16 protein-coding genes are annotated in these 22470 nt (G+C 51.1%); 11 read left to right on the top strand and 5 right to left on the bottom strand.

Features of this window, described 5'->3' with window-relative positions; genetic code table 11:
* Positions 1-139: 139 nt before the first annotated feature.
* Positions 140-604 carry an ABA4-like family protein gene (locus AC2215_RS14360; protein WP_486810698.1) on the bottom strand — a complete coding sequence of 155 codons (465 nt, stop codon included), beginning with the start codon at positions 602-604 and terminating at the stop codon, positions 140-142.
* 978 nt (positions 605-1582) lie between these two features.
* Between AC2215_RS14360 and AC2215_RS14355 the strand changes: the two genes are divergently transcribed.
* Both AC2215_RS14355 and AC2215_RS14350 read left to right on the top strand, forming a co-directional pair.
* Positions 1583-4216, top strand: coding sequence for a beta strand repeat-containing protein (locus AC2215_RS14355; protein ID WP_486810697.1), 2634 nt, complete (start codon positions 1583-1585; stop codon positions 4214-4216).
* Between the two features lie 450 nt (positions 4217-4666).
* Positions 4667-7036 (top strand): two-partner secretion domain-containing protein, encoded by a 2370-nt coding sequence (locus AC2215_RS14350; RefSeq protein ID WP_486810696.1) that lies wholly within the window; start codon positions 4667-4669, stop codon positions 7034-7036.
* A 192-nt stretch (positions 7037-7228) separates the two neighbouring features.
* Here the strand turns inward: AC2215_RS14350 and AC2215_RS14345 are convergent, their stop codons facing one another.
* The 4 genes from AC2215_RS14345 to AC2215_RS14330 form a co-directional block, all read right to left on the bottom strand.
* The gene (locus AC2215_RS14345; RefSeq protein ID WP_486810695.1) at positions 7229-8155 is read right to left on the bottom strand and encodes a pentapeptide repeat-containing protein; all 927 of its coding nucleotides are present in this window, start codon (positions 8153-8155) and stop codon (positions 7229-7231) included.
* Positions 8156-8222: 67 nt separating this feature from the next.
* On the bottom strand, positions 8223-9143 hold the full coding sequence (locus AC2215_RS14340) for a ChaN family lipoprotein (protein WP_486810694.1): 921 nt from the start codon (positions 9141-9143) through the stop codon (positions 8223-8225).
* Positions 9144-9742: 599 nt separating this feature from the next.
* Positions 9743-10213 (bottom strand): phosphate-starvation-inducible PsiE family protein, encoded by a 471-nt coding sequence (locus tag AC2215_RS14335; protein WP_486810693.1) that lies wholly within the window; start codon positions 10211-10213, stop codon positions 9743-9745.
* A gap of 71 nt (positions 10214-10284) precedes the next feature.
* Complete coding sequence (locus AC2215_RS14330; RefSeq protein WP_486810692.1) at positions 10285-12072, bottom strand: fatty acyl-AMP ligase; 1788 nt, start codon at positions 12070-12072, stop codon at positions 10285-10287.
* 1164 nt (positions 12073-13236) lie between these two features.
* Here AC2215_RS14330 and AC2215_RS14325 point away from each other — a divergent pair.
* The 9 genes from AC2215_RS14325 (at position 13237) to AC2215_RS14285 (ending at position 22349) form a co-directional block, all read left to right on the top strand.
* The gene (locus tag AC2215_RS14325) at positions 13237-14031 is read left to right on the top strand and encodes an aspartyl/asparaginyl beta-hydroxylase domain-containing protein (RefSeq protein ID WP_486810691.1); all 795 of its coding nucleotides are present in this window, start codon (positions 13237-13239) and stop codon (positions 14029-14031) included.
* 88 nt (positions 14032-14119) lie between these two features.
* A complete protein-coding gene (locus AC2215_RS14320; RefSeq protein ID WP_486810690.1) occupies positions 14120-15055 on the top strand; it encodes an alpha/beta fold hydrolase in 936 nt (311 codons plus the stop codon).
* 128 nt (positions 15056-15183) lie between these two features.
* Complete coding sequence (locus AC2215_RS14315; RefSeq protein ID WP_486810689.1) at positions 15184-15318, top strand: hypothetical protein; 135 nt, start codon at positions 15184-15186, stop codon at positions 15316-15318.
* Between the two features lie 318 nt (positions 15319-15636).
* Complete coding sequence (locus AC2215_RS14310; protein WP_486810688.1) at positions 15637-16794, top strand: cupin domain-containing protein; 1158 nt, start codon at positions 15637-15639, stop codon at positions 16792-16794.
* Positions 16795-17379: 585 nt separating this feature from the next.
* Positions 17380-18399: a ferredoxin family protein gene (locus AC2215_RS14305; RefSeq protein WP_486810687.1), complete on the top strand. Its 1020-nt coding sequence runs from the start codon at positions 17380-17382 to the stop codon at positions 18397-18399.
* Between the two features lie 252 nt (positions 18400-18651).
* Complete coding sequence (locus AC2215_RS14300; RefSeq protein WP_486810686.1) at positions 18652-18888, top strand: hypothetical protein; 237 nt, start codon at positions 18652-18654, stop codon at positions 18886-18888.
* 194 nt (positions 18889-19082) lie between these two features.
* Complete coding sequence (locus AC2215_RS14295; RefSeq protein WP_486810685.1) at positions 19083-19970, top strand: HEAT repeat domain-containing protein; 888 nt, start codon at positions 19083-19085, stop codon at positions 19968-19970.
* Between the two features lie 572 nt (positions 19971-20542).
* Positions 20543-21100, top strand: coding sequence for an NADPH-dependent FMN reductase (locus AC2215_RS14290; protein ID WP_486810684.1), 558 nt, complete (start codon positions 20543-20545; stop codon positions 21098-21100).
* Between the two features lie 139 nt (positions 21101-21239).
* The gene (locus AC2215_RS14285; RefSeq protein WP_486810683.1) at positions 21240-22349 is read left to right on the top strand and encodes an NAD(P)/FAD-dependent oxidoreductase; all 1110 of its coding nucleotides are present in this window, start codon (positions 21240-21242) and stop codon (positions 22347-22349) included.
* Positions 22350-22470: the final 121 nt, after the last annotated feature.

The raw sequence follows: 22470 nt of genomic DNA, 5'->3' as shown, positions 1-22470 counted from the left end.
GGTGTGGGTTGTGGGGTGCTTGCTCCCCCGCTTTGTCAGGTTTTGGAGCATTAAGTTGCACGTGGCGTATTGACGATCGTGCGTACGGATCTTGTTACACAGATGATGGGAAATGGGGTCCGTACAGACGCGGCGATCTTTAAACGGATGAAGCTTCAGTAGCCGTATCGACCACTTCATCCGGCGAAAACCAGGTTCGCGTCACCCAAGCCGTCACCAGGTGAGAGAGCAACCCCAGCGGTCCTGCAAACAGACACAAGGCCAGAGAGTGTCGCGTCCAAACTCCAGTATTCTGTCCTTCCCAATAAATCCAGCGTCCGACAAACAAATCCATCACCAGGAAATGCACCCATCCGGTGGCCGCTGCGGTTTCGTCGGCAAAGAAGCGGGCAATATCGGCCAGTTTGGGGTTGGAGAGTGCCTCAGCTGACTCCGCATCCAAACTTTGCGAGAATAAATAAACGTACAAACCCACAAGCAGAAAGAAAGGGAGCGTCGAACCCATAATCCGCCGTGTCACCCCCCAATTCGGCACGGCGATCGCCAATATCCAAAATGGCACGACAAAGAGATTGGCTCCTTCAAACAATTGACTAATTGTCATCTGACTCTCATGCGCCTCCAGGTGAAACTTAAAAAATCGCTAAAATACAGGGGTCTGAAAATTACAATATCTTATATTAATAATTGATAGGGACTATGGCTCGGATAACGCCTGAACCCTAGCAGGTTGGCAACGGTTTGAGCTTTACGAGTTCTACGCCCAAACAAGATTAGCACCATTCGTGAAATTCGGATGCTTCGAGCTCCTAACTCGATCGAACGAGCTAACCCTCCACTGTAACCACCTTAAGTTCTTACCCCATACTCACACTCTATGACTACTCACGATCTATTGATGTTGGTCTTACTTCTGTCTCCAGGTTTACTTCTGTCGGCTCTCATTATGGGTGCTTTTGCTGCCGGAGGCTAATGGGTGCGATCGCCCCGTGACATTTGTTCGCTTTCCCTTCACCCAAAAACCCCTCACCAACCCGTCAATTTTATGGGTGAGGGGTTTTATTCGTTGATGCAGCTTAATGCCCTGACCGTCAAGCTTCGCGGCTCATTTGAACTCGTCATCGAGTTTGATTCTCCCCAAACGCGAAAAATAGTGGGAACATACACGACCTTCGGTGCGACTTCTATTCTAGACCCGAATCCTCTCCAACCAAGAAAGATAACTTTCGATCGAGAGAGATCGGGTTTCCGTGGAGTCGAGAAACAGCAGCGTTCAGTACGAAATTGCGTTTAGATTAGTAATAGGTCGAACAAACAAAAATGAGGAACCTTCATCGGACTCAATTTGTCCGATAGACTATCTAGACAGCTACCGCACTAGTAGGCTAAACTGGCTGCGGTCGTGCGTACACTAAAGTTGAGAGCTAACCGCACTCAGAGCTGCGAGCCATACCAAGGTGTTTCGATCGCTCGAAAACCAAAGGTCGAAAAGTGGCAGATCGTACCGGATCGATCCCGAGAACGTCGCGGCTCGGATGTACGGAGATGTAAAGACTAGCAACCAAAGAAGAGGAGCGAGTGAATGACCGTATTATTTATTGGAACTGACGGCAACGATAATTTTACAGGCACCGGAGTCGGCCAAATTTTCGGTTTAGAGGGAGATGATACCCTTACTAGTGCCCTGAATCCGATCGAACCCGGTAGCGAACTCTTCGGGAACTCCGGAGAAGATTACTTAGAATCCGAAGGGATCGGCGACACGGCTCGTGGCGGTCAAGACAACGATTACCTGATCAACACCAGCGGTCAAGCTTGGCTGTTCGGAGATCTGGGCGACGACACAATTTATGGTGAGGAAAGTCAATATACCTTATTTGGCGGTGCCGGAGCTGACTACATCCTCGCAACCGAAGAGCAAAACCTGATTTTCGGCGACCTGCGCGACGATTTTAGCATTAGAGCCGATGGCTCCGATACCGTTCCCGGCAACGATACTATTGTCGGATTAGACGGCGAAGACTCGATTCTCGGTGGCGGCGGTAACGACTATATTGTCGGCGGTCCCAATGGTGAAAGCCAGCTCTTCGGTAACCAAGGTGAGGATAGCCTCTATGCTGGTGGCGATGCAGACAGCCTCCAAGGGGGTCAAGGCTCGGATTACCTCCTCTCTGGAAGCGGTGCGACCAACCTCGATAATCTCTACATTGCCGGTAACCTCGGTCAAGACAGCATCGTTCACCTTAATGGTGGAGATAGTGGCATTTTTGGCGGTGACATCGAATTCGGCACCTCCGACGGCAGCAACAACGACTATCTCTATGTTGCAGATGGAGCCGGTCATCAACTGTTCGGAAACCTAGGCGATGACACCCTCTCCTATGGCGGTGCGGGTAGCGATGCCAACGTGAGTCTGTTTGGCGGTCAAGGAGATGATGCGATCTCTGCCACTGGGGGAGCGACGGGTCTGTACGTCTCTGGGGACAAGGGTCAAGATTACTTGGATGTGGCCGCCAGCAGCAGCACTCTCATCGGTGGTGCCGGTAGCTGGAGCGACACCCTCAACCTCATCAGCGGCGACAACAACATGCTGATGGGAGCCAGCGGCAGCGACGCCAGCGACGACTTCTTGATGGTCGGGTCTGGTGTCGGTAACACCTTAGCCGGTGGTGAAGGCAACGACTACTTGATGTCCAACGGTGGCAACGTCCTAGATGGTGCGGCCGGTGACGATACCTACATCTTCGGCGCGGGAGATACCGTTGTTGAAGATACCGATGGCAACAACGTCTACTTCGGTTTGCCCGGTGCTGATGCTGTAGAAATCGTCCTCCAAGCGGGTGACACGGTTCTCAACGGAGCATCTGGACAATTCACCTTCAGCGGCGACGATTCTCAGGTTGCCTTCATCGGTACCGGTGGTGCCATCACAGGTGACAGCAAAGATTTAGTCTCTATTACCACTGCCTCCTCCAACACGGAAACCAAAGATGGCAACGACACCATCCAAGTTGGCATGTTGGGAACTGGCGGTAACATCGATGCCGGTGCGGGCGACGACATCCTCAACTTCACTGGAACCTCGAATATGGGCGGTGCCGTCTTTGCGGGTTCTGGAAACGACAGCATTAGCCTGATGAACCTCGAAGGCGGTAGCGTCAGTGGTGGTGCCGGTGCAGATACCCTCACCCTTGGTGTCATCGACGGTGCAGAGGTTGATGGTGGTGCCGGTGAAGACATGATTAATGTCGATACCCTCGGCGCGAGCAATGCGACCAGCCTATCCGGCGGTGCGGACAACGATACGATTATGGTCGGCATGGTCGGCTCTGCTGGCGGTGTGCTCGCTGGTGGTGCTGGAGAAGATGTTCTGCTGTCTGGAATGGCCATGGGAACCGATAGCGGTTCGGTGACCCTGAGCGGTGGTGAAGGTAATGACTTCCTGCGGGGTCTCGAATACGGTGGCGATTCCCTCGAAGGTGGCGCTGGAGACGATGTCATCTACGGTGGTTCCGGTGCAAATCCCTTTGCTGCTCCTGGGAATTTCCCGACAACGGGTTCGACGGAATATGCCAATGCCATCAACGATGCGGCTGTAGGCAATATCGGTCTGTTCGATGGAGATACCCTCACCGGTGGTGCTGGAAATGACATCTTCATCGTTGGCGGTGTAGACGAGACGGGTACTCACTTCTTTACCTTAAATTCCTTGACCTCTAACGATGCGAACGTCAGCTTGGGTACCGATGTCAACAATCCCATCCTCGACGGTTTCTTGCCACGTGCGGGTACGAATGCAGCAGATAAGGCATTTCCAACTGGAGCCTATGCCGTCGACACCATCACTGACTTCGTATCTGGTCAAGATACCCTCGCCATCTTTGAGGATGCAGCATTTGGCGGCTTCGTTCTCGGCGGAACGGGGAACGGGTTTACCTCGTTTGCCAGCGGCTTAGTGTCACCTTCGGGTGTGGTCACCACCAAACAGGGTACCGGTGTTGTTGATGCCGATGGATTTGGCATTGGAACCGATCTCGGAGGTGCTGTCGACCAAGGCGATGTTCTCTTCGACTCCAGCACTGGTGGTGTTTACCTCGGTGCGGGTGGATCGCAAGCCGTGTTGGTTGCGGTTGTCGATCCCACCACGTCCACCTTCGGTGCGGGAGACCTGGTCTTTGGTGCTCCCAACCAGACCGGTGGTATCACCTTCTTCTAAACCCACTTTGGCTTAGAGCGCTTCGAACTGGGGCGCTCGGCACTCAGTTGAGTTTAAAATTTCACAAACCGACACACACTTGCTGTGTCGGTTTTTTAATGGTATCCCGGCTCAAAACTCTCTCCTGATGGGAGGGACTTTCACCCTCATCAATGCAAGAGTTCAGGGTGTTTAAGCATTTTGCTTTGAACCCTGTCTGGGCTATATAGCGCGTAGCGCTAGGGAACAGGGAACGGGGAACGGGGAACAGTAGACTCTCAGGGAGTTTCAGAATTTAGAAATGTCCTAACTAATTCGCGTAGTGCTATATGCGACAAGCATTTTTACCCAGAAATCAATCGCACGTCCATTGTCCATTCACTCCCCCTTGACTCTCTCAGCCTCTCCTGCCTCATGGCGACTGCTATAACATGACAGTATTCCCACGACCGTGCGACCCCCATCAAGTTTATGAGCGACCCAATTTCCCGGCGACAATATGGCCCGCCACCTTCGATTCTGTGCCTATGTGTGGTGTATAGCGCTCTAATTTGCGAACCCTCAACGGCGCAAATCATTCCCGATGGCACCCTACCTCAAAATTCGATCGTGACCCCCAACGGCAACACCCTCACGATCGACGGTGGAACGGCAGCCGGAACCAACTTGTTTCATAGCTTTCGCGAGTTTTCTTTAAATGTAGGGTCTGAAGCATTTTTTAATCATTCCGGGGCGATCGAAAATATTATTACCCGCGTCACCGGCGGGCAACTCTCCAATATCGACGGACTGATTCGGGCAAACGGAGGGGTGAATTTATTTCTGGTCAACCCCAGTGGCATCGTCTTCGGGGAGAACGCCCGCCTCGACGTTGGTGGTGCGTTTTTTGCCAGTACGGCACAGGGAATGGTGTTCGCCGATGGCAGTTTCTACAGCGCCACGAATCCATCGGGCACGCCCTTACTTTCAGTGAACGTTCCCATGGGCTTGCAATACGGCGGAAATCCGGGGGTAGTGCGGGTGCGTTCTCTAGATTTATCGATTCCGGCGGGCAATACATTGGGGTTTGTCGGGGGAGAGGTGGCGCTTGCTCGAAGTACCCTGACGGTTGAAGGGGGACGGATCGAAATCGGTAGCGTGGAGAATGCGATCGTCAGCCTGGGTGCGGCGGCGGATGGTTTTCCGTTGAATTACGATGATGTTACCAACTTTGGCAATATTACCCTGTCGGAAGAGGCGCAAATCGATACCAGTGGGGACGGGGGGGGCAGCATCCAGGTGCGAGGGCGCAACATCAGTCTCGCCGGGAAATCCCAAATTCAGGCGAATACCTTGGGGACGCAGCCGGGGGGTGACGTTTCCCTAACGGCATCGGAGTCGGTACGCTTGAGTTTAGGGTCTCAGGTCCAGGTGAATACTTTCAGTTCTGGGGCAGGGGGCACTTTGAGAGTCACGGCTCCAGAGTCGGTGGAACTGCTGGGACGGGATAATACCGGGGTTCCCAGTGCTTTGCAAAGTCGGGTGGAATCGGGGGCAACGGGGAACGGGGGCAATATTTCGATCGCCACGGGGCAGTTGCGCGTGACTGGGGGGGCGCGAGTTGCGGTTTCCTCTTTATCCGCACAGCAACTTGAACTCAACACTTCCGGGCAAACCCTTCAGGGGAATGGGGGAACTTTACGCATAGATGCAACGGAAAGTATTGAAATCGATGGCACGGGTTTGGACTCCACGGGAACTCCGCGGTCTAGTGCCCTCTCGGCGGTGACGGCTGGAGCCGGAACCGGGGGCAGCGCGATCGTCACCACAGAGCGCCTCCAGATTACCAATGGGGGTGAAATCGTTTCCTCGACGTTTGGCAGTGGAGATGCGGGGGATGTGACGGTGGTGGCACCAAATGTGAGCGTTATCGGACGCACCACCGTTGAGGCGGGAAATCTTCCCAGCGGTATCCTTGCCCGCGTCAAACCCCTTTCGGGAGTTCCGGCAACGGGACGGGGGGGCACGTTGCGTATCCGGGCCGATCGCTTGCGGGTGGGGGATAATGCCCGCGTGGCAGCCGCCTCTCAGAGTGCTGGAGATTCGGGGAATATCCAGATCGAAATCGGTGATGAGTTGGTGGTGACAAATTTGGGTGAAGTGAGCGTTCGCGGTTTGGGAACGGGGGCAGCGGGGAACTTGCAAATTTCGGGCATCCCAGACGGAGATTCTGGAGACGTTCTTCTCGATGGTGGCTTTTTGGCGGCGAGTTCCGAGACGGGAACCGGGGGCAATATTGAAGTCCGAACGCCCGATATTTGGTTGCGCGACGGTAGCGAAATCGCCGCTGATGGTAGTGCCAGCGTCGCCACTTCGGAAGGCAATATCGCGATCGAAGCGGAAACCATCGTCCTTTTAGAAGCAAGCAAAATTCGTACCGATGCCGCCGATCCCGAGGGAGGTAGCAATATCGAAATCGCTCCTCTGGATGATGTCGGGGTGGCACTGTTTCAGTCCCCGGATAGCATCATTTCTGCGGCTGGAAATCTGGAAATCGACACCGATTTAGAAGTCGATCCGGGGGCGATTCCCGAAGTGGTCATGACCGTTCCCGAAAGTATTGCCACGAACTGCATTGGAGAAGGTCGCAGTCGCCTGGTTCTGCCGGGACGGGGGGGATTGCCGCCAACACCTTACGAACCCATCGACGATCGCGAAATTTTAGAGGATATCGAACCACCTCTGCAATGGATGGAGGATGGGGGAGCATTTTCGGATGAGTTGGTGGAGGCGGATGGTTGGGTAACGAACGAGGCGGGAGAAGTGGTGTTGCTTTCTCGGGGCGATCGATGTCGATTTTAGGGGTAGGGTGTGAGGTGTGGGGAAGAGAAAAGCGTCATCTGGCGGTGGGGCATCCCGTCAATAAAGCTTACCGAGTAACCGAACCATTGGGTGGTGTTGGTAAGAACCCTCCGCTAGGCGCTCCGCCCGCGCTGTACCGATAGGTCAGCGTCGGGAGTATGTCACACCTAATACTCCAGGTTATTGCGATAACTATCGCGGCACGTTCACCGCGCCATTCTCCCGTAACCACTGCTTTTGAGCGTCCGTTAAGCCAATCGCTCCGGTGAAGACGGCACCAGCGACATTGCTGCTGGAAAAGTTCGCGCTCTCCCAAGTGGTCTGTTCTAAATTGGCATCCTGTAGATTGGCTTTCGTCAGATCGATCGCGGATAAAGTAGCTCCCTCTAAATTGGCAGCAAATAGAGAGGCTCCGGTCAAATCGGCATTCTCGATGCGAGATTGAGAGAGGTTCGCTTCGAGAAATTCGGCTTCGGTGGCGATTGCTCCCACAATCCGGACGTTTCGGAAATCCGCCGCGATCGCATCGGCTTTGGAAAAGTCCACATTCTCTAGAATGGCCCGCGCAAAAATCGCACCCTCCAAATTGGCGTGCAACCACAAACTGCCATCGAGATGTGCCTCGGCAAAACTGGCCTGATGTAGATTCGCTCCACTGAAGTTACTTTGGGAAAAGTGAGTTTGGCTGAAGTTCGCTCGTTCCAAATTTGCGTTGCTAAAATTAGCGGCTTCGGCACGAGCTTCCCGGAAATCTGCCCGATCGAATCTTGCGCAAGTCCCTTGCACGCGACTGAGGTTAACGCCGTAGAGCGTCGCACCACTGGCATTGGCTTCGCGCAAATCTGCATTTTCCAGGTTGGCACTGTTGAGTTCGGCCTCTGAGAGGTTCGCGCCCACCAAACTCGCCTCACATAACTGGGCAAACATCAGAGTCGCGCGACTGAAATCGGTTTGGCGGCAGGATGCGCCCGATAAATTAGCCCCACGCAAGTACGCTTCGATCGATTGAGCGCCGTCGAGATGCGCCCCTTGCAAGTCAATTCGGCTCAGTTCCGCACCCTGCAACGACTGGCCGTTTTGAATGCGAGAGAGGACTTCTTCAGGAGTTAAGAGTGCCATATGAGTACCCAAAGGAAAATAGAGGTGACTGGTGGAGGTAGGGTCAAGGGGGAGAAAATCGACTTCACTACGGCCAAAAATAATCGGCGATCGCATCAGTTTCCGAGGTCTGTCCCTCGGATGTCACGTCCGGTTCCGGCGCGCCGAATAAAACCGATCGACCGACGATATCGAAGGCAGCCAACCGTCTGGCGACGCGGCTGGGAATCCCGTAGCCGTAGACGATATGCCCGCGTCCGGCGATGGTGACGATTTGCGTGTCGGGGTTGGCTTGGTAAAACTGGGCGATTTTCTCAGCCATGGTTTCATCCCATAATACCTGGGCGGCAAAAAAGCGCTCGAAGCTATCGCTATTACCATGTCCGCCATGGCTGTGAGCCTCGAACACTTCCCGTACCATCTGCCGATATCCCTCATCGGTGGTATCGATGTCGGCAACGGGGGGAATGTACTCGAAATCGCTCGCATCGAGGCTCTCCAAGCCTTCACGGGCTACTTTACGGGTAATTTCTACAGGGGTATTGAGGGCTAGCACTGGCAATTGACGGGCTTTCGCAAATCGTAGCAGGGGTGCGTAGGATTCCCAGGGAAAGCCCCAACGCCGATCGTACTCGCTGCGTTCTCGAAGCTCTTCCTCGGAGATGTTTCCAGCCAGGTAGTCATCAATAACCCCTTGAAACGGACGTTGAAACATTTCCAAACCGATCGCCATTTGAGGATTGTTTCGGTACAGGGCATCGAGTATATCGAGCTGTCCTTGACGATCTTCGGAGCGATCGTGGGTTTCTCCCAAGTAGATAATATCGGCCGTTTTTAGGTCTTCTAAAATGCGATCGCTCGCCGAGATTTCCCCATCGGACATGGCGATATCGGATTTTGCGACCGTATTGGGAATAAACGTCAGCGCTCGATTACTCGGGCAAGACGAAAGGAGTAAAATTAGACCTAAAGAACAAGCATAAAATTGAGAACAAAAATTCAGTTTCATTACTCGGTATAGATTTTAGTTTTCAGTGCTCTCTGTGAGACGTTACTCCTTTTAGAGAGCGAGATTCGCGTCGTTAGAAATTGCCAGAGTTAATGCAGATTGATTCGAGCCATCTAAATCGATCGTGAATCTTTCCCTTTTTTATATTTTACGGGTTTCCATCAATGTCAGCATTCAATAAGTATTCAGATATCAGCGATACTCTTGACTCAGACAGGGCAGCTACGTTGGCGTAGTCCCGAGATATAGTCATTCTGAATAAAAGTGGTACAGTTTCAGAGTCGGATCGACCCGAATAATCGAGGTTTCCGTGAATCCTGGTGTCCCATTCTTATTCGGAATGACTATAGATTGCAAAGCAAAACGGCAATCCGCGATCGATGATTAGGAAAAGCCCAAATTTCCGGAAATTTAGTTTGGAAAAGGTGACAGTTGGTGAGCATTCAGCTATCAGCTATCAGATGTACGACTCTTGGGGAAAGCCAAAATTTTAGGTTGAATTTGGAAGATATTAAAATTGTAAGCGGCATCAGAGTTTTCAGCCAATTTCTGACGACTGATATCCCAACGCTTACGAATGTTTACAAAAATTGTCAGTTTTACTCGTTCCTTTTCTTATTAACTCGCACGATTAAATAGCTAACCGAAAGAGTAAATACAGCGATCGCCAAAGCAATTAAATCGATCGCTTGCTTTTTCTCCAGGTCGAAAATAATAATTTTTCTCGCGACAGCAATTAGAGACGTCACAATCACTAACTCGTATTGTACGACCTGCTGTTTCAAATAAACTGTAATATTTTCTAGAATTTCCAGTGCAATGAGAACATTTAAAAATAAACCAAATGCCTCAAATAAAGTCCCTTTAGAAAAAACAGCATGTTGGGTGAGAACTTTAGGGGCAAGAATCGTCACTAAAAAAATACAGAGATCGGAAACCGCAAAGAAAATCACGGCTATCATCAATATGGAGAGAAATTTCGCAATAAGAACTTCAATTTTTTCTAAAAACTTGAGAAAGTTTCCATCCTTTGAAAATAGTATTTTCACAACTTTAGACAAACGTGCCATTATTAAATTTTCCGACCCTCATTCATTATCAAATCCCCACCCGAATTTAGCAAAAAACGGATGACATTCCGTTACGTTTGGGTATTGCCGAGCATTTCCAAAACCGCACTCGACTCAGCAGGATGCTGCCAGCGGGCGATTTCCGACAGAGTACCATCGAGAAACTTCGCCCGACAGCCGCGACGTTGAATTTTCCCACTGGTGGTTTTGGGAACGCTGCCGGTTTTGAGTAAAACGATCGCGTACACTTCAGCAATGTGATGTTTGGCAATCGCCTCGCGAATCGCCCCAAACACTTCCTCGGCATCCAACTTCCGCAGAAAACGGCGATCGACTTCGTAGGCAATTACCAGTCTTTCTTCACCCTCCACCTCAATGGAAAATGCCGCCCCCGCATTTGGCCGCAACGCCGGGTGAGAACGCTCTACCGTCAGTTCCAGATGCTGGGGATAGTGATTGCGTCCCCACAGAATCATCAAATCTTTAATCCGACCGGTAATGTAGAGTTCGCCATCGCGAACGAACCCCAAATCCCCCGTTCGCAAAAACGGTCCCTCCCCCGTATCCGCCAAATACGCCTCGAAGGTGCGCGCGGTTTCCTCTGGCTTGTGCCAATACCCCTTGCCCACCCCGGCGCCGGATACCCAAACTTCCCCGACTCGATCGCCATCGCATCGCGTCAAAGAATCCGGATTGACAATTTCGACGCGATCGCCGAGCCAACCGCGCCCACAACTCACCACAGCGCGGACGCCATCGTCATCGGGGGCGATAGAAACGACGAGATCGTTCTCCAGCGCTTTGCCATCGACATATTGTACCTTGGGGGCTTGGGCTTTCGTCGCCCCGGTAATAAAGAGCGTCGTTTCGGCCATGCCGTAACACGGGTAAAATGCCTCCCGACGGAAGCCGCAGGGGGCAAAGGTTTCGGCAAAGCGATCGAGGGTCTCCTGACGAACGGGTTCCGCCCCTGAGAAAGCCACTTCCCAGCAGCTCAAATCCAACTGGGCGATTCGTTCGGGAGTGGCTTGACGGCAGAGCAAATCGTAAGCAAAATTCGGACCGCCACTAGTGCTGACTCGATAGCGAGAAATCCCCTGAAGCCAGCAAAACGGTTTCTGAATCAAAGCCACCGGTGACATCAAGGCAATGGGAAAACCGGCATAGAGCGGTTGCACCACCCCACCGATCAACCCCATGTCGTGATACAGGGGCAACCAAATCAGTCCCCGACTCTCGGGGGTATGCTCGAAACACTGATAAATAACCGCACTATTGTGGAGGACGTTGCCGTGGGAAACCATCACCCCTTTGGGCGTGCCTGTCGAACCGGAGGTGTATTGCAAAAATGCCAGGGTATCGGGATTCGTCTCGAGTTCGCGCCAGTCTGCGGCCTCCTCGAAGGACATCGTGTCTGTCGCCAGCCAGGGTAAGCTCTGTAACGTGGGAGCCTGGTCTGGCTGTTTTCGCAATTGCTTGTGGATGTTGTCCCGCAGGGCTTGAGTGGTGAGGACGACGGTGGAACCCGAAGAAGTTGCCCGCGCCTCTAGCTTCGATACGGAGCGATCGTGACGGGGAGGATTATCCGTTACGGCGATCGCTCGAGCGTACGCACAGCCAAAAAACGCCGCCACAAATTCCAAGCCGGCCGTGTAGGGATAAACCACCAAGACTTGGGAGTCCGTTGCACCCATCGACTGAAGCCGAGCAGCGATCGCTCGCGCTTGCCGATCTAATTCCCCATAGGTGATTTGCCCCGATTCCCGCTCGCCATCAGCTAAGAAAGTATAAGCCAGTTGGTGCGGTTGGTGTTGCGCGCGATAGCGTAGAAGCTCGACAAGGGTTGAATATTCAGTCATTGGGAGGCAAACAAACCAAGGGCAATAGCAACGACGATATCATACCTTGAGCGGTGGGAAATCGAAACTGTGGCAGTGTGGGGTTTGGGGTTTGGGGTATAGGTTTTTGACAATCGAGCAATTCCGGTCGTGACGGAAATGAGCATGACACAACCCTATCCTCTTCGCGACTTCTACCGATGCGATGGTTGCGTCCGGCGTCAAGGGATGAGTTTCTATCCATAACCCGAATTACGCCATGTGCAACTTGTACGAGCCAAAACCTGACAACACGGGGGAAAGGGGGAAGGGGAAAAGGGAGATTTTTCGACTCGCTCACTATCCTTTCGATCGCCTAAAGTTGCACACCGCGTGAATTGAGACTGCGTAAGCATTCAGCCCTTAGCTATCAGTCTTTGAATAAAATGCGCCCTCGCATTCGTTGAATCTGTGTTCTCGAGCCCAAGTCAGGAATTTCGAGTCTTTGGCGGGTCAGTCTGAAGCTCGCTCGTCAGCTTTTCGAGCTTGTTTTCAGCTGAGTGCTGACGGCTAATAGCTGAATGCTGACGATATTGCTGCTCGATCGCACGAAATATCCGCAGACTGGAACTGGCGTTCCATTCAAGATAAGTAGCTACAGCAATGGATAGAAATCTCCATCGAAAATTTTAGATACAAAAAAGCAGCTCCTACGAGCCGCTCGTAAAACCAATGATTATTTCCATTCATGAAATGAATAGAAACATATACTTCAACTGTAGATCGAACTCGCGCGATCGACAATAGCAATTCTAAGGTTCGATCGCATCGCTTTCGTGTATGACTGTATTCATTGAGATGATGTAGGGGACTTGCAAAGAAATAAAGTACCCGCTCGTTCTAGATTCACCGGTAGGGGTCAAGGGCCCTTGACCCCTACGATGGGTACGTTATTTTCCCGCACATCCCTAGACGATGAAAGTCACAGCGTTACTCGTTTCTTTCTCCCGAGATCTAGCAAATCAAAGTGTCCGAACTATCCCGAACATCGAGAGCGGCGCGCTGAGAACGCGAATTCGCCCGGTATTCGGTTGGTGTGAGGGGATGGAGTCTGGCACGGCGATCGAGTTCGGTATGATAGTGAATGTTTTGAGATGTACTGGAAACGAGCAATGGGCTGGTTTCCCCTAAGGAGGTTACTGCACGGTGCTGTCGAAACAAATCGATCGGGTCTATACCAACTTCAAAACCCAACAACGGGAATGGGTGATGGATCGCGGAGAAAAACTGCTGCGATGGTTCGAGAAGTCGATCGCCCGTCATTCTTTAGTGGGAGATGCGACATTTTTCGATCCGCAACAGTTTAGCTGGATTGCCGATATCGAAGCGAACTGGCAAACGATTCGCGGCGAACTCGATAACGTTTTGCAACACACCGATGAGTTGCCCAATTTTCAGGATATTTCCACCGATCAATACAACATTAGTAAAGACGATCGCTGGAAAACTTACTTTTTTTATGCCTATGGCGTGAAAGCCGCTCCAAATTGCGATCGATGCCCGGAAACAACCCGCCTTATCGAAGGAATTCCGGGGATGAAAACGGCATTTTTCTCCATCCTGTTACCCGACAAACATATTCCCGAACATCGCGGACCCTATAAAGGCGTTCTTCGGTATCATTTAGGCTTAAGAGTGCCCGAACCCAAGGAAAAATGTCGCATTCGCGTCGATAAAGATATTCGCCATTGGGAAGAAGGAAAAAGCCTCGTTTTTGACGACTCGTTTTATCACGAAGCCTGGAACGAGACGGACGGCGTGCGCGTGGTTCTGTTTCTCGATTTCGTCCGTCCTTTGCCTTTGCCGTTGGCGGCAATTAACCACACGTTTCTCAAGTTAATTGCCTGGTCGCCGTTTGTCCAAGATGCGAAGAAAAACCAGCAGCAATGGGATAAAAAATTAGAGAATTTGATGAATCGGAAATCATCGAAAAGCTCGTAGTTTTGAGTCTGTTGATGTTGGAGGCCTTGACGCTGCTATTGAAAGACGATCGTATTTGGTAGCAAATCACAGTAAATCACAGCCAACCATGGTGACAACCCAATTCCCCCCCCATCTCGGTTCCCAGCGCGATTGGGCGTGGCGGGGCTGGCAAATCCGGTATACTTTTGTTCGATCGCGCAACCCTCAAACTAAGACACCACCGATTCTGTTACTCCACGGGTTCGGTGCGTCCCTGGGGCAATGGCGATCGAACCTGCAAGCTTTGAGCGAACACCACACCGTCTACGCTCTAGATTTTCTCGGCTTCGGTGCATCTCAAAAAGCTCCGGAACGCTACAATGTCGGACTCTGGGCAGATTTAGTCAAAGACTTCTGGGGGAGTTTCATCCAGCAGCGGGCCGCAATCGTCGCTCACTCGTTGGGCGCATTAGTGGCATTGAGAGCCGTCAGCGATCGCCCGGAAATGGCATCCCATCTGGCACTGCTGACTCTTCCCGATGTCCAAGCCAACCAAGCCCCAGCGTTTGCCCGTTCTCTAGAACGCTTCTTTGCGTCTCCTCTGCTGCTTGCCCCCTTCTTTCGGTTCGTACGCCGTCCCCAATTTCTGCGATCGGTTTTGCGCCAAATCTACTTGCGTCCGGAGTTGGTGGATGATGAATTAGTCACCCTGTATTCTACGCCCCCAAAAGATCGCGATGCCCTTGAAGTGTTTTGTCGCCTAGCACGATCGCGCAGCGATCGGTCAGACTACAGCGCAAAAAGTGTCAAAGAGATGTTACCGGCATTGACGCTGCCGGTTCTCCTGATTTGGGGAACCGAAGATCGGATCGTTCCCCTGGGGGGTTTGTGCAAACTCCTGGGGATTCGCGATTTGAGGGGATTGCCGGATAACTGCGAATTCGTCATGGTGGAAAATGCCGGACATTGCGCCTACGATGAATATCCCGAATTGGTGAATCGAGCGCTGTTGGAGTGGTTGGCAGCAAATCGAGCGCGATCGACTTCACGCAATCTTTCGTAAAATTTTGGGATCGGCGATCGGACTCGATCGAGAACTGGAAAAAAATATTACGAATTTTATTGACAGCTCTTTTCAATATGCTAAGGTATGTAGTCAGTAAATTTACTCAACTCATTTAGGAGTGCATCATGTCTAATCAAGATCGACGTTCTTCTCAAATCGAAATTGAAGTCAAAGACCTCGCACCCGCGCCTTCCTCCCCAACTCCCCTACAACATCAAGAATCTGGGGCTTTTGACGGCGATGATGGCGGCGCTGACTAAAGATTGGCAAACAAACCTCAAGAAATCAATGGCGAAGTGTGTGACGCTCGATTTTTTGAGGGCATTTGGTATCTATGCGGGAGGTCGTACTCTAAGAACTTGAGAGGTCTTAGTTTCTAATTCCCCTCAACCCGCGGAGTTTTCCCTCGGTAGATATTCGATAAAGTACCGCTTGAAATTCGATTTCACGTGAGGGGCAATCCAAAATTGAGGATCTTGCCCCTCTTACTTTTGTCAGCATTCAGCGATCGGCAATCCGATTTAAACAAACAACCCAGGCTGAAATTTCAACAGACTCGATTGAGAAAGGAGTGGGTGATGTCGGCACTAACCCAATTACTCGGGACTTATCGTCCCGAAGAATTTCTAGATAAGATTTGGGCGCAAAAAAGTCTTTATATTTCCAGTTCCCATCGCCATCGTTTCGAACGGCTATTTTCTTGGGAAAAACTTAATTATCTCCTCAACTTTCACGAACTGGATTTATCCATGCGATTGGCCGTGGAAGGGAAAGTCTTAGATAAGAGTGAATGCGATCGATTCTTAGAACGGTGTCAAGAAGGGGCGACCTTAATTATCGATCGCGTCGATCGTAAAGTTCCCGAACTGGCTGAGTTTATTACCCACCTTCGTCAAGAAATCGGTTATCCCCTACAGGTCAATACCTATTGTTCGTGGCCGGGAAAGCAAGGATTTAATTGTCATTACGATACCCACGATGTCTTTATTGTACAAATCGACGGCACGAAAGAATGGAATGTGTTTAAGGATACTTTAAAATATCCCCTGAAACATCAAAAATCTGCAAAACTGTCACCCCCCGACGAACCTCCGGAGTTGAACGTTATCCTTGAGCCGGGAGATGTTTTGTATATTCCCCGAGGACACTGGCATTATGCCCTTGCCCTCGATCGACCCTCGCTACACTTAACCCTTGGGGTTCACGGTCAAACGGGAATTTCGGTTTTGGAATGGTTAATTGAAGCATTAAAAGAAGATGAAACCTGGCGGCAGAATCTCCCGCTACTCACCGCTGCTTCGACAGAAACGGTTGAAGAGCGAGTCAATAAGTTAGCCCATCAATTTGCCAACCAGTTAATGCAGCGCAATATCGGCAGGGAGTATCAAAAACATTTATCGGTAACCAAAGAACCGAAAACCCATTATAACTTGCCGTTTCAAGCCGGATGTAGTATCTTCGATAGCGGTATGGAAACGGGCTTTAAACGATTACTCGATCGGCAAGTGCAAATCGAAGAGTTGGGCGATCGCGCATATCAGATTACTGTTGGCTCGAAAGAAGTGTCTCTCAAAGGGGTACCGAAAACATTTGTCCAAAATGTCTTCGAACGATCGCATTTTACCGGAGTGGAAGTCATGAGTTGGTTACCGGGTTTTGATTGGGAACTCGATGCTATGCCGGTTCTCACTCGTTTGGTGAAAGAGGGCATTTTGTTTGTGGATGCTGGCAAATGATGTTCGCAATCTACAAATTCACGATCTCGAATATATGCCTCGAACGCAACACTTAACCGTATAAGTACGGAGGTCACCAGCTTCATTTTAGCTGTTCTCGGTTACAATTTAATCTGCTTTTCAAACCCCGATCCTGAGATCGATATACAACGGCCAATTGAGCGATCGTGAGTTAGGCAATGCTTCGAGTTCGTGACGTGAAGCCTTGCCTAACTCTCCCTTTTTGCGATCGACTCCGACTTATTAAGAGCAATTATCAAATATTTTTGGCTTCAGGGTTCCCAGAGGAATAGACTTGATGACTTCACAGCAATCTGAGTATAAATCTTTGGTATAAACCAAGTAAATATACGATGTTTTGATGGAAGTCGATCGAGATTGGTGTACAGTTTTAAGTATTTTTACGGTTAGCAGGAGCCGCTGTGGGTGTGGGCATGACCCCACAACTAATATTGAAAATTAATTGCAGTAAGCTGAAAATTAAGCTAACCTTAAAACATAGCAAACCCTTTGAGATGACTGTGCGAGAACGCTTGTTTCCTGCCGTGTTTTGATGGCAGGAACGCGATTTCGACACCTTGACTTATGAATCACTTCTTTTGTGCTCATCTATCTCGCGAATCCGGTGAAGATATCATCGGTAGTGCTCCTTCTCACGATACCTATATTGCGATCGAGTGTCGTCAACCCTGGGCAGCCAAGGCGTTTGAGTCTAAGTTCTTACCGCCGAATTTAAAAGCGTTAGTCGAAGAGGTTCGGCGAAGCAAGCGATCGGTTCGATTCCTGCTCGTCTCGACATTAGAAACGGAAACCCAAGGCTTCACGAGAGTACTGACGTTTCAAAAAATGCCCTTCCCCTCCAAAGGCTATACTCGGCGAGAGTTTCGGGTGATGGATATTGCCGAAGTCGCCCCAATTGTCGAGCGGTATCTCGCCAACCCGAATTTCGTCACCGTCGCCAGTACCCCCATCGACGAACGGGTGAGAGACTTTCTCATTTGTACCCACGGCAGCCACGATAAATGCTGCGCGAGATACGGCAATCCCTTTTACAGACAAGCTCTCAAACTCAAATCGGAGTTGGGATGGGAGAACGTGCGATTTTGGCAAGCGAGTCACATTGGGGGACATCGGTTTGCACCCACGGCAATCGGTTTTCCCGATGGTCGGTACTACGGTGGATTAGATGGAGATTCAATCTCGGCGATCGTGCAGCAAGCTGGAGATATCCGCTGTTTCGAGAAAGTGTATCGGGGTTGGGGCATCTTACCTCGGAAGGTGCAAGTTCTCGAGAGACAACTCCTCCTCGAACAGGGTTGGGATTGGTTTAACGCTCGGGTTGAATCTGAAATCCTGCGCGAGGATGACGATCTGATACGGGTGCGGCTGCACTGTTACCAACCGGGAATGCAGCCACGGGTTTACGAAGCCGAGATTGTTGAAGATGAGGACAAAACCCTGGAAATGCGAGGGTCTTGCGGTAGCCAAAAAGAATCTAGATTTCTCAAGTATCAGGTGCGATCGCTCACACGGCGATCGGTGGCGATCGCATCTTCCCCAGTGAAATCAATGGCCGTGGGTGCTCGGGTGAAGGCAAAGGGGTAAAGGCAACAGTGTGAAGCCAAAGGGGGACAAGCACAGACGTCGCGATCTCCACGGGATTGATGCTTCCCCAACTTCCCCTGCCCCTGACGCTGCCCACTCTAAATTCTAGTGATTCAACCGGATTGAAATCTCGAACGGTCTTGGGTTGCGACGCTCATAACCGGGTCGTTGCGAGTCAACGCAGAATCATCGCGATTCGTTTTATAATTAGCAGGTTATTAACAAAAAACCTGCGTTAAAAAAGTAATCAATATGGCTGAAACCTCTCCGGCGGCAACAGAACCGGCAACTGCCGAGGAATTAACCGAAGTCATCCAAGAATTCGAGCAATATCGAGAACGTTTGGTCGAGGAAACGACTGCGGCGGCAAAGAAGGCGAAATTGCCGAAATCCATGGTAATGAAACAATTAGAACCGGAACTGGCGAAAATTGATGCCGCTCTTGAAAATCTCCGGAAGCAGCAGGCTGCCATTGGCGAAGCAAACTAGCGAGCGGTCTGTTTTAAAATTAACGGATAATAAATTGACGGATAATGAAGGATGGGAAAAAAATCGAACCGTCCAATTTATTTGTCGATCGTCATCGAACCGATAACCAGAGAAGACCCACAGAAAAATTTGTGGGTAGAATTTCTCCGCGAAATCGGTTCATTTGTAATGATAATTCGCAGCGATGATTTGCCATGGGAAATACGCAGGGTTCTCTAAGCCGACTCACTCATGAAGAAGCCGATACGTTACTAAAAACGGTCAACGCACAAATCGCCCGAGGAAGCCTCAAGACCGACGATCGCGAACTTCTGCAACAGATGGTAGAAGGCATGGGCGATACTCGAGGTATGGTGCGACTGGGCTTTGCCGAAGCACTCGGTGCCGTTGGTAAACCTGCAACTCCCCTGTTAATCGAAGCCGTCGCCCACCATCCCAACGTCGTCGTCCGGCGTGCCAGTGCCAAGACGTTGACTCTGATTGCCGATCCCGATGCGATTCCCACCCTCGTTCGCGCCCTCCTCGAAGATGACGATACGGTGGTCAAAGGTTCTGCTGTGGGGGCACTGGCAAGTATCGGCGAGCAAGCCGTACCGGTACTGCTGGAGATTTTAGCTGCCCCCGAGAGTTCTGAAAGCATCAAAGGTCACGTCGCCTGGGCTTTGGCGTTTATCGGTGTGAAGGGGAAAGAGCAATTATACGCAGCGATCGAATCGGACTCAGCGGAAGTCCGGGCCGCAGTGGTAGGAGCGATCGCTAACTTTGCTGAAGAAACCCCCGAAGAACGAGCCTTTGAAGTTCTCACCAACGCTCTGACGGATACAGCGACCAATGTCCGCAGCGAGGCCGCCGCCGCTTTAGGAAAATTTGCCCATCAACCGGCCGTTCCTCAGTTAACGGAGTTGCTGCACCACGAGGATGGGGAAACCCGTAAATCTGCGGCCTTAGCTTTAATGAAAATTGGCGATCGCGCGTCGATCGAGCCGTTGCAACAAGCCCTCGATCGCGAACCAGATGAAGGAATTCAACGAGCGATCGCCTTGGCTATTTCTCTACTTGAAAAACAGCAAGAGGAGGAGTGATTTCCAGTTCGGTGACATCGCGATCGTTCCCAGATCGGACGATTGGGATGAACGAAATGATTCGGAGAGCGTGCTAAAATTCTGTACAGTAATTCACATCTATAGCCGTATTCAGTCCCGTTAGGACAATAGTGCGAACGCGCGCGCGTGTGCGGAGCGCACAAACATCTTGCTCGCGTTTCCAACGATACGATTGTTGGAAGTGTCCTAACCACAGTGAATACCGCTATAGCAGGATTTTGGATGAAATAATCTCCTGTTTTTCTACGATCGACTCAAGCAAATCTTCTACCATATCGATCCAGTTTCTGAACGAGAACTACACGGATATTCTATAGCGCTTCTTGTGGTTTATTTACACGATCGCGCGCATAGGTTTTTTCCATTCCCCGTTCCCCGTTCCCCGTTCCCCATAACTGAAAATCTGTAATTACACCAGCGCGAACTGCTATAGCTTTTGAGAGTTCTCAAGGGTTTTTACTGTCCGATCGCCATCTTGACAGTTCGGGCATCGATTCGTTACCCTAAAAATAGTCATAACGACTATGAGTTAGATTGCGAGGATTAAAGTAATGGTTAAAATCGTCGGTCTTTCTGGAAGCTTGAGAGAGAACTCCTACAGCCAGCAAGCCTTAGCTCTGGCAGCCGAGCGAGTGAAAGCGTTGGGGGCGCAGATAGAAATCCTAGACGTGCGATCGCTCGATTTACCCTTTTGCAATGGAGACGGAGACTACACCGATTATCCCGATGTGGAGCGTCTGCGGGATGCCTTCTCCCAAGCCGATGGCATCATTTTAGTCACCCCCGAATATCACGGCAGCATTAGCGGGGTGCTGAAAAATGCCTTAGATTTGATGAGTTTCGAGCATTTAGACGGAAAAGTAGCTGGTGTCATCAGCGTCCTGGGGGGACAAGCCAATAGTAATGCCCTCAACGATTTGCGCGTGATTCTGCGTTGGGTTCATGCTTGGGTGATTCCCGAACAAATTGCTATCGGGCAGGCATGGCAAGCATTTGATGCCGATGGTAAATTATTAGACGAGAAACTCAGCCAGCGGTTCGATCGCTTTGCCGAGAGTTTAGTGGAACACACCCGCAAAATTCGCGGTTTGGAGAAAGCGGTCGCTTAATAGAATTCGGAATGCAGAATGCGCAATTCGGAAATCGGGGCAACGGGAATATTGGGGGAATCGTTCAGGGTTTAGTCCCCAAAGCCTCCGACGCCTCCGACGCTTCCGACGCTCACTAACATTGCTATGAGAAAAAATTGTGTTTGATATCGTCGTCATCGGGGCGGGTATTGCCGGACTCACCTGTGCCAGACAGCTTGCCCAAAGTGAGTATCGGGTGGCAGTTGTAGAAAAATCTCGCGGAGTGGGGGGACGGGCGGCCACCCGTCGATTACCCGGAACCCGAGCTGACTTGGGGGTTCCGTATCTCCAGGAGCAAGGGCGGTTACTCTCGGGATTCACAAAAGTCCTGCGCGATCGCCAAATTTTGACAGAATGGACGAATCGAGGTTACGAGTGGGATGCTCGAGGGGCGTGCTTGGTTCCCCAACCTGCCGAACCCTTCTATATCGCCCCAGACGGCATGAGTGCCATGGGTAAGTTTTTGGCAACAGATCTCGAAATTTGGTTCGATCGACGCGCCCGTACCCTCACTCCCGACGATGGGGGGTGGCATGTGAGTCTCGATGCACCCCGCAATACGCCGGATTTACCTTTGGAGATCGCTGCGAAGGCATTAGTGGTGGCGATTCCCGCCCCCCAAGCGATCGACCTACTCGAAACCCAAACCGGGGCGTTTTCCCAGATACTCCCGAGTTTGAAGGCGATCGAATACGATCCCTGTTTTACCGTTATTGCTGCCTATCCCCCCAGCCAACAATCCCAGTTCGATCGCCGCGATCCGTCCTGGGAGGCGATCGATTTTCCCTACCACCGAGATTTGCGATGGATGGGCTGGGATAGTGACAAGCGATCGAATCCACAGCAGCCCGTTCTCGTCCTCCACAGCTGCCCGGAGTTTGCTCGGGAAAATTTAGAAAACAAAGACTTAGAACCGATCGGGAAGCAGCTTTTAGCCTCCGCTGAAGCCATGTTTGGGTTAGGGTTGGATACCCCCGAATTTTTGCAAGTGCATCGCTGGCGCTATGCTTTCCCTCGAGTATCGCTCCCGCAGGATTGTTTGGGGACGAGGGAGCCGTTCCCCCTAGTGTGTTGCGGGGATGGATTCGGTCAAGCCCAAACGAAAGATTTAACTCAGCCGGTAGAAACTGCATTGCGATCGGGTCTTGCGGCCGCGAGTTTGGCAAACGATCGCCTGTTTGGCAAATCCCTACTGCCCTTGCATCAATGTTGGGAGGCGATTCGGTGAGGCCGAGATCGGAGCAAGCACACAAACGGAATGAAGACGGAAAAGGCGACAAGGACGATTGTCCACTGGTGACTTCCGCTAGTTAACCCCTCGAAGTTCGATGAAGACGACGTTAAGATTG

The sequence above is a fragment of the Zarconia sp. genome (assembly GCF_057467645.1).
This window is presented reverse-complemented; position numbering and strand designations above follow the sequence as displayed.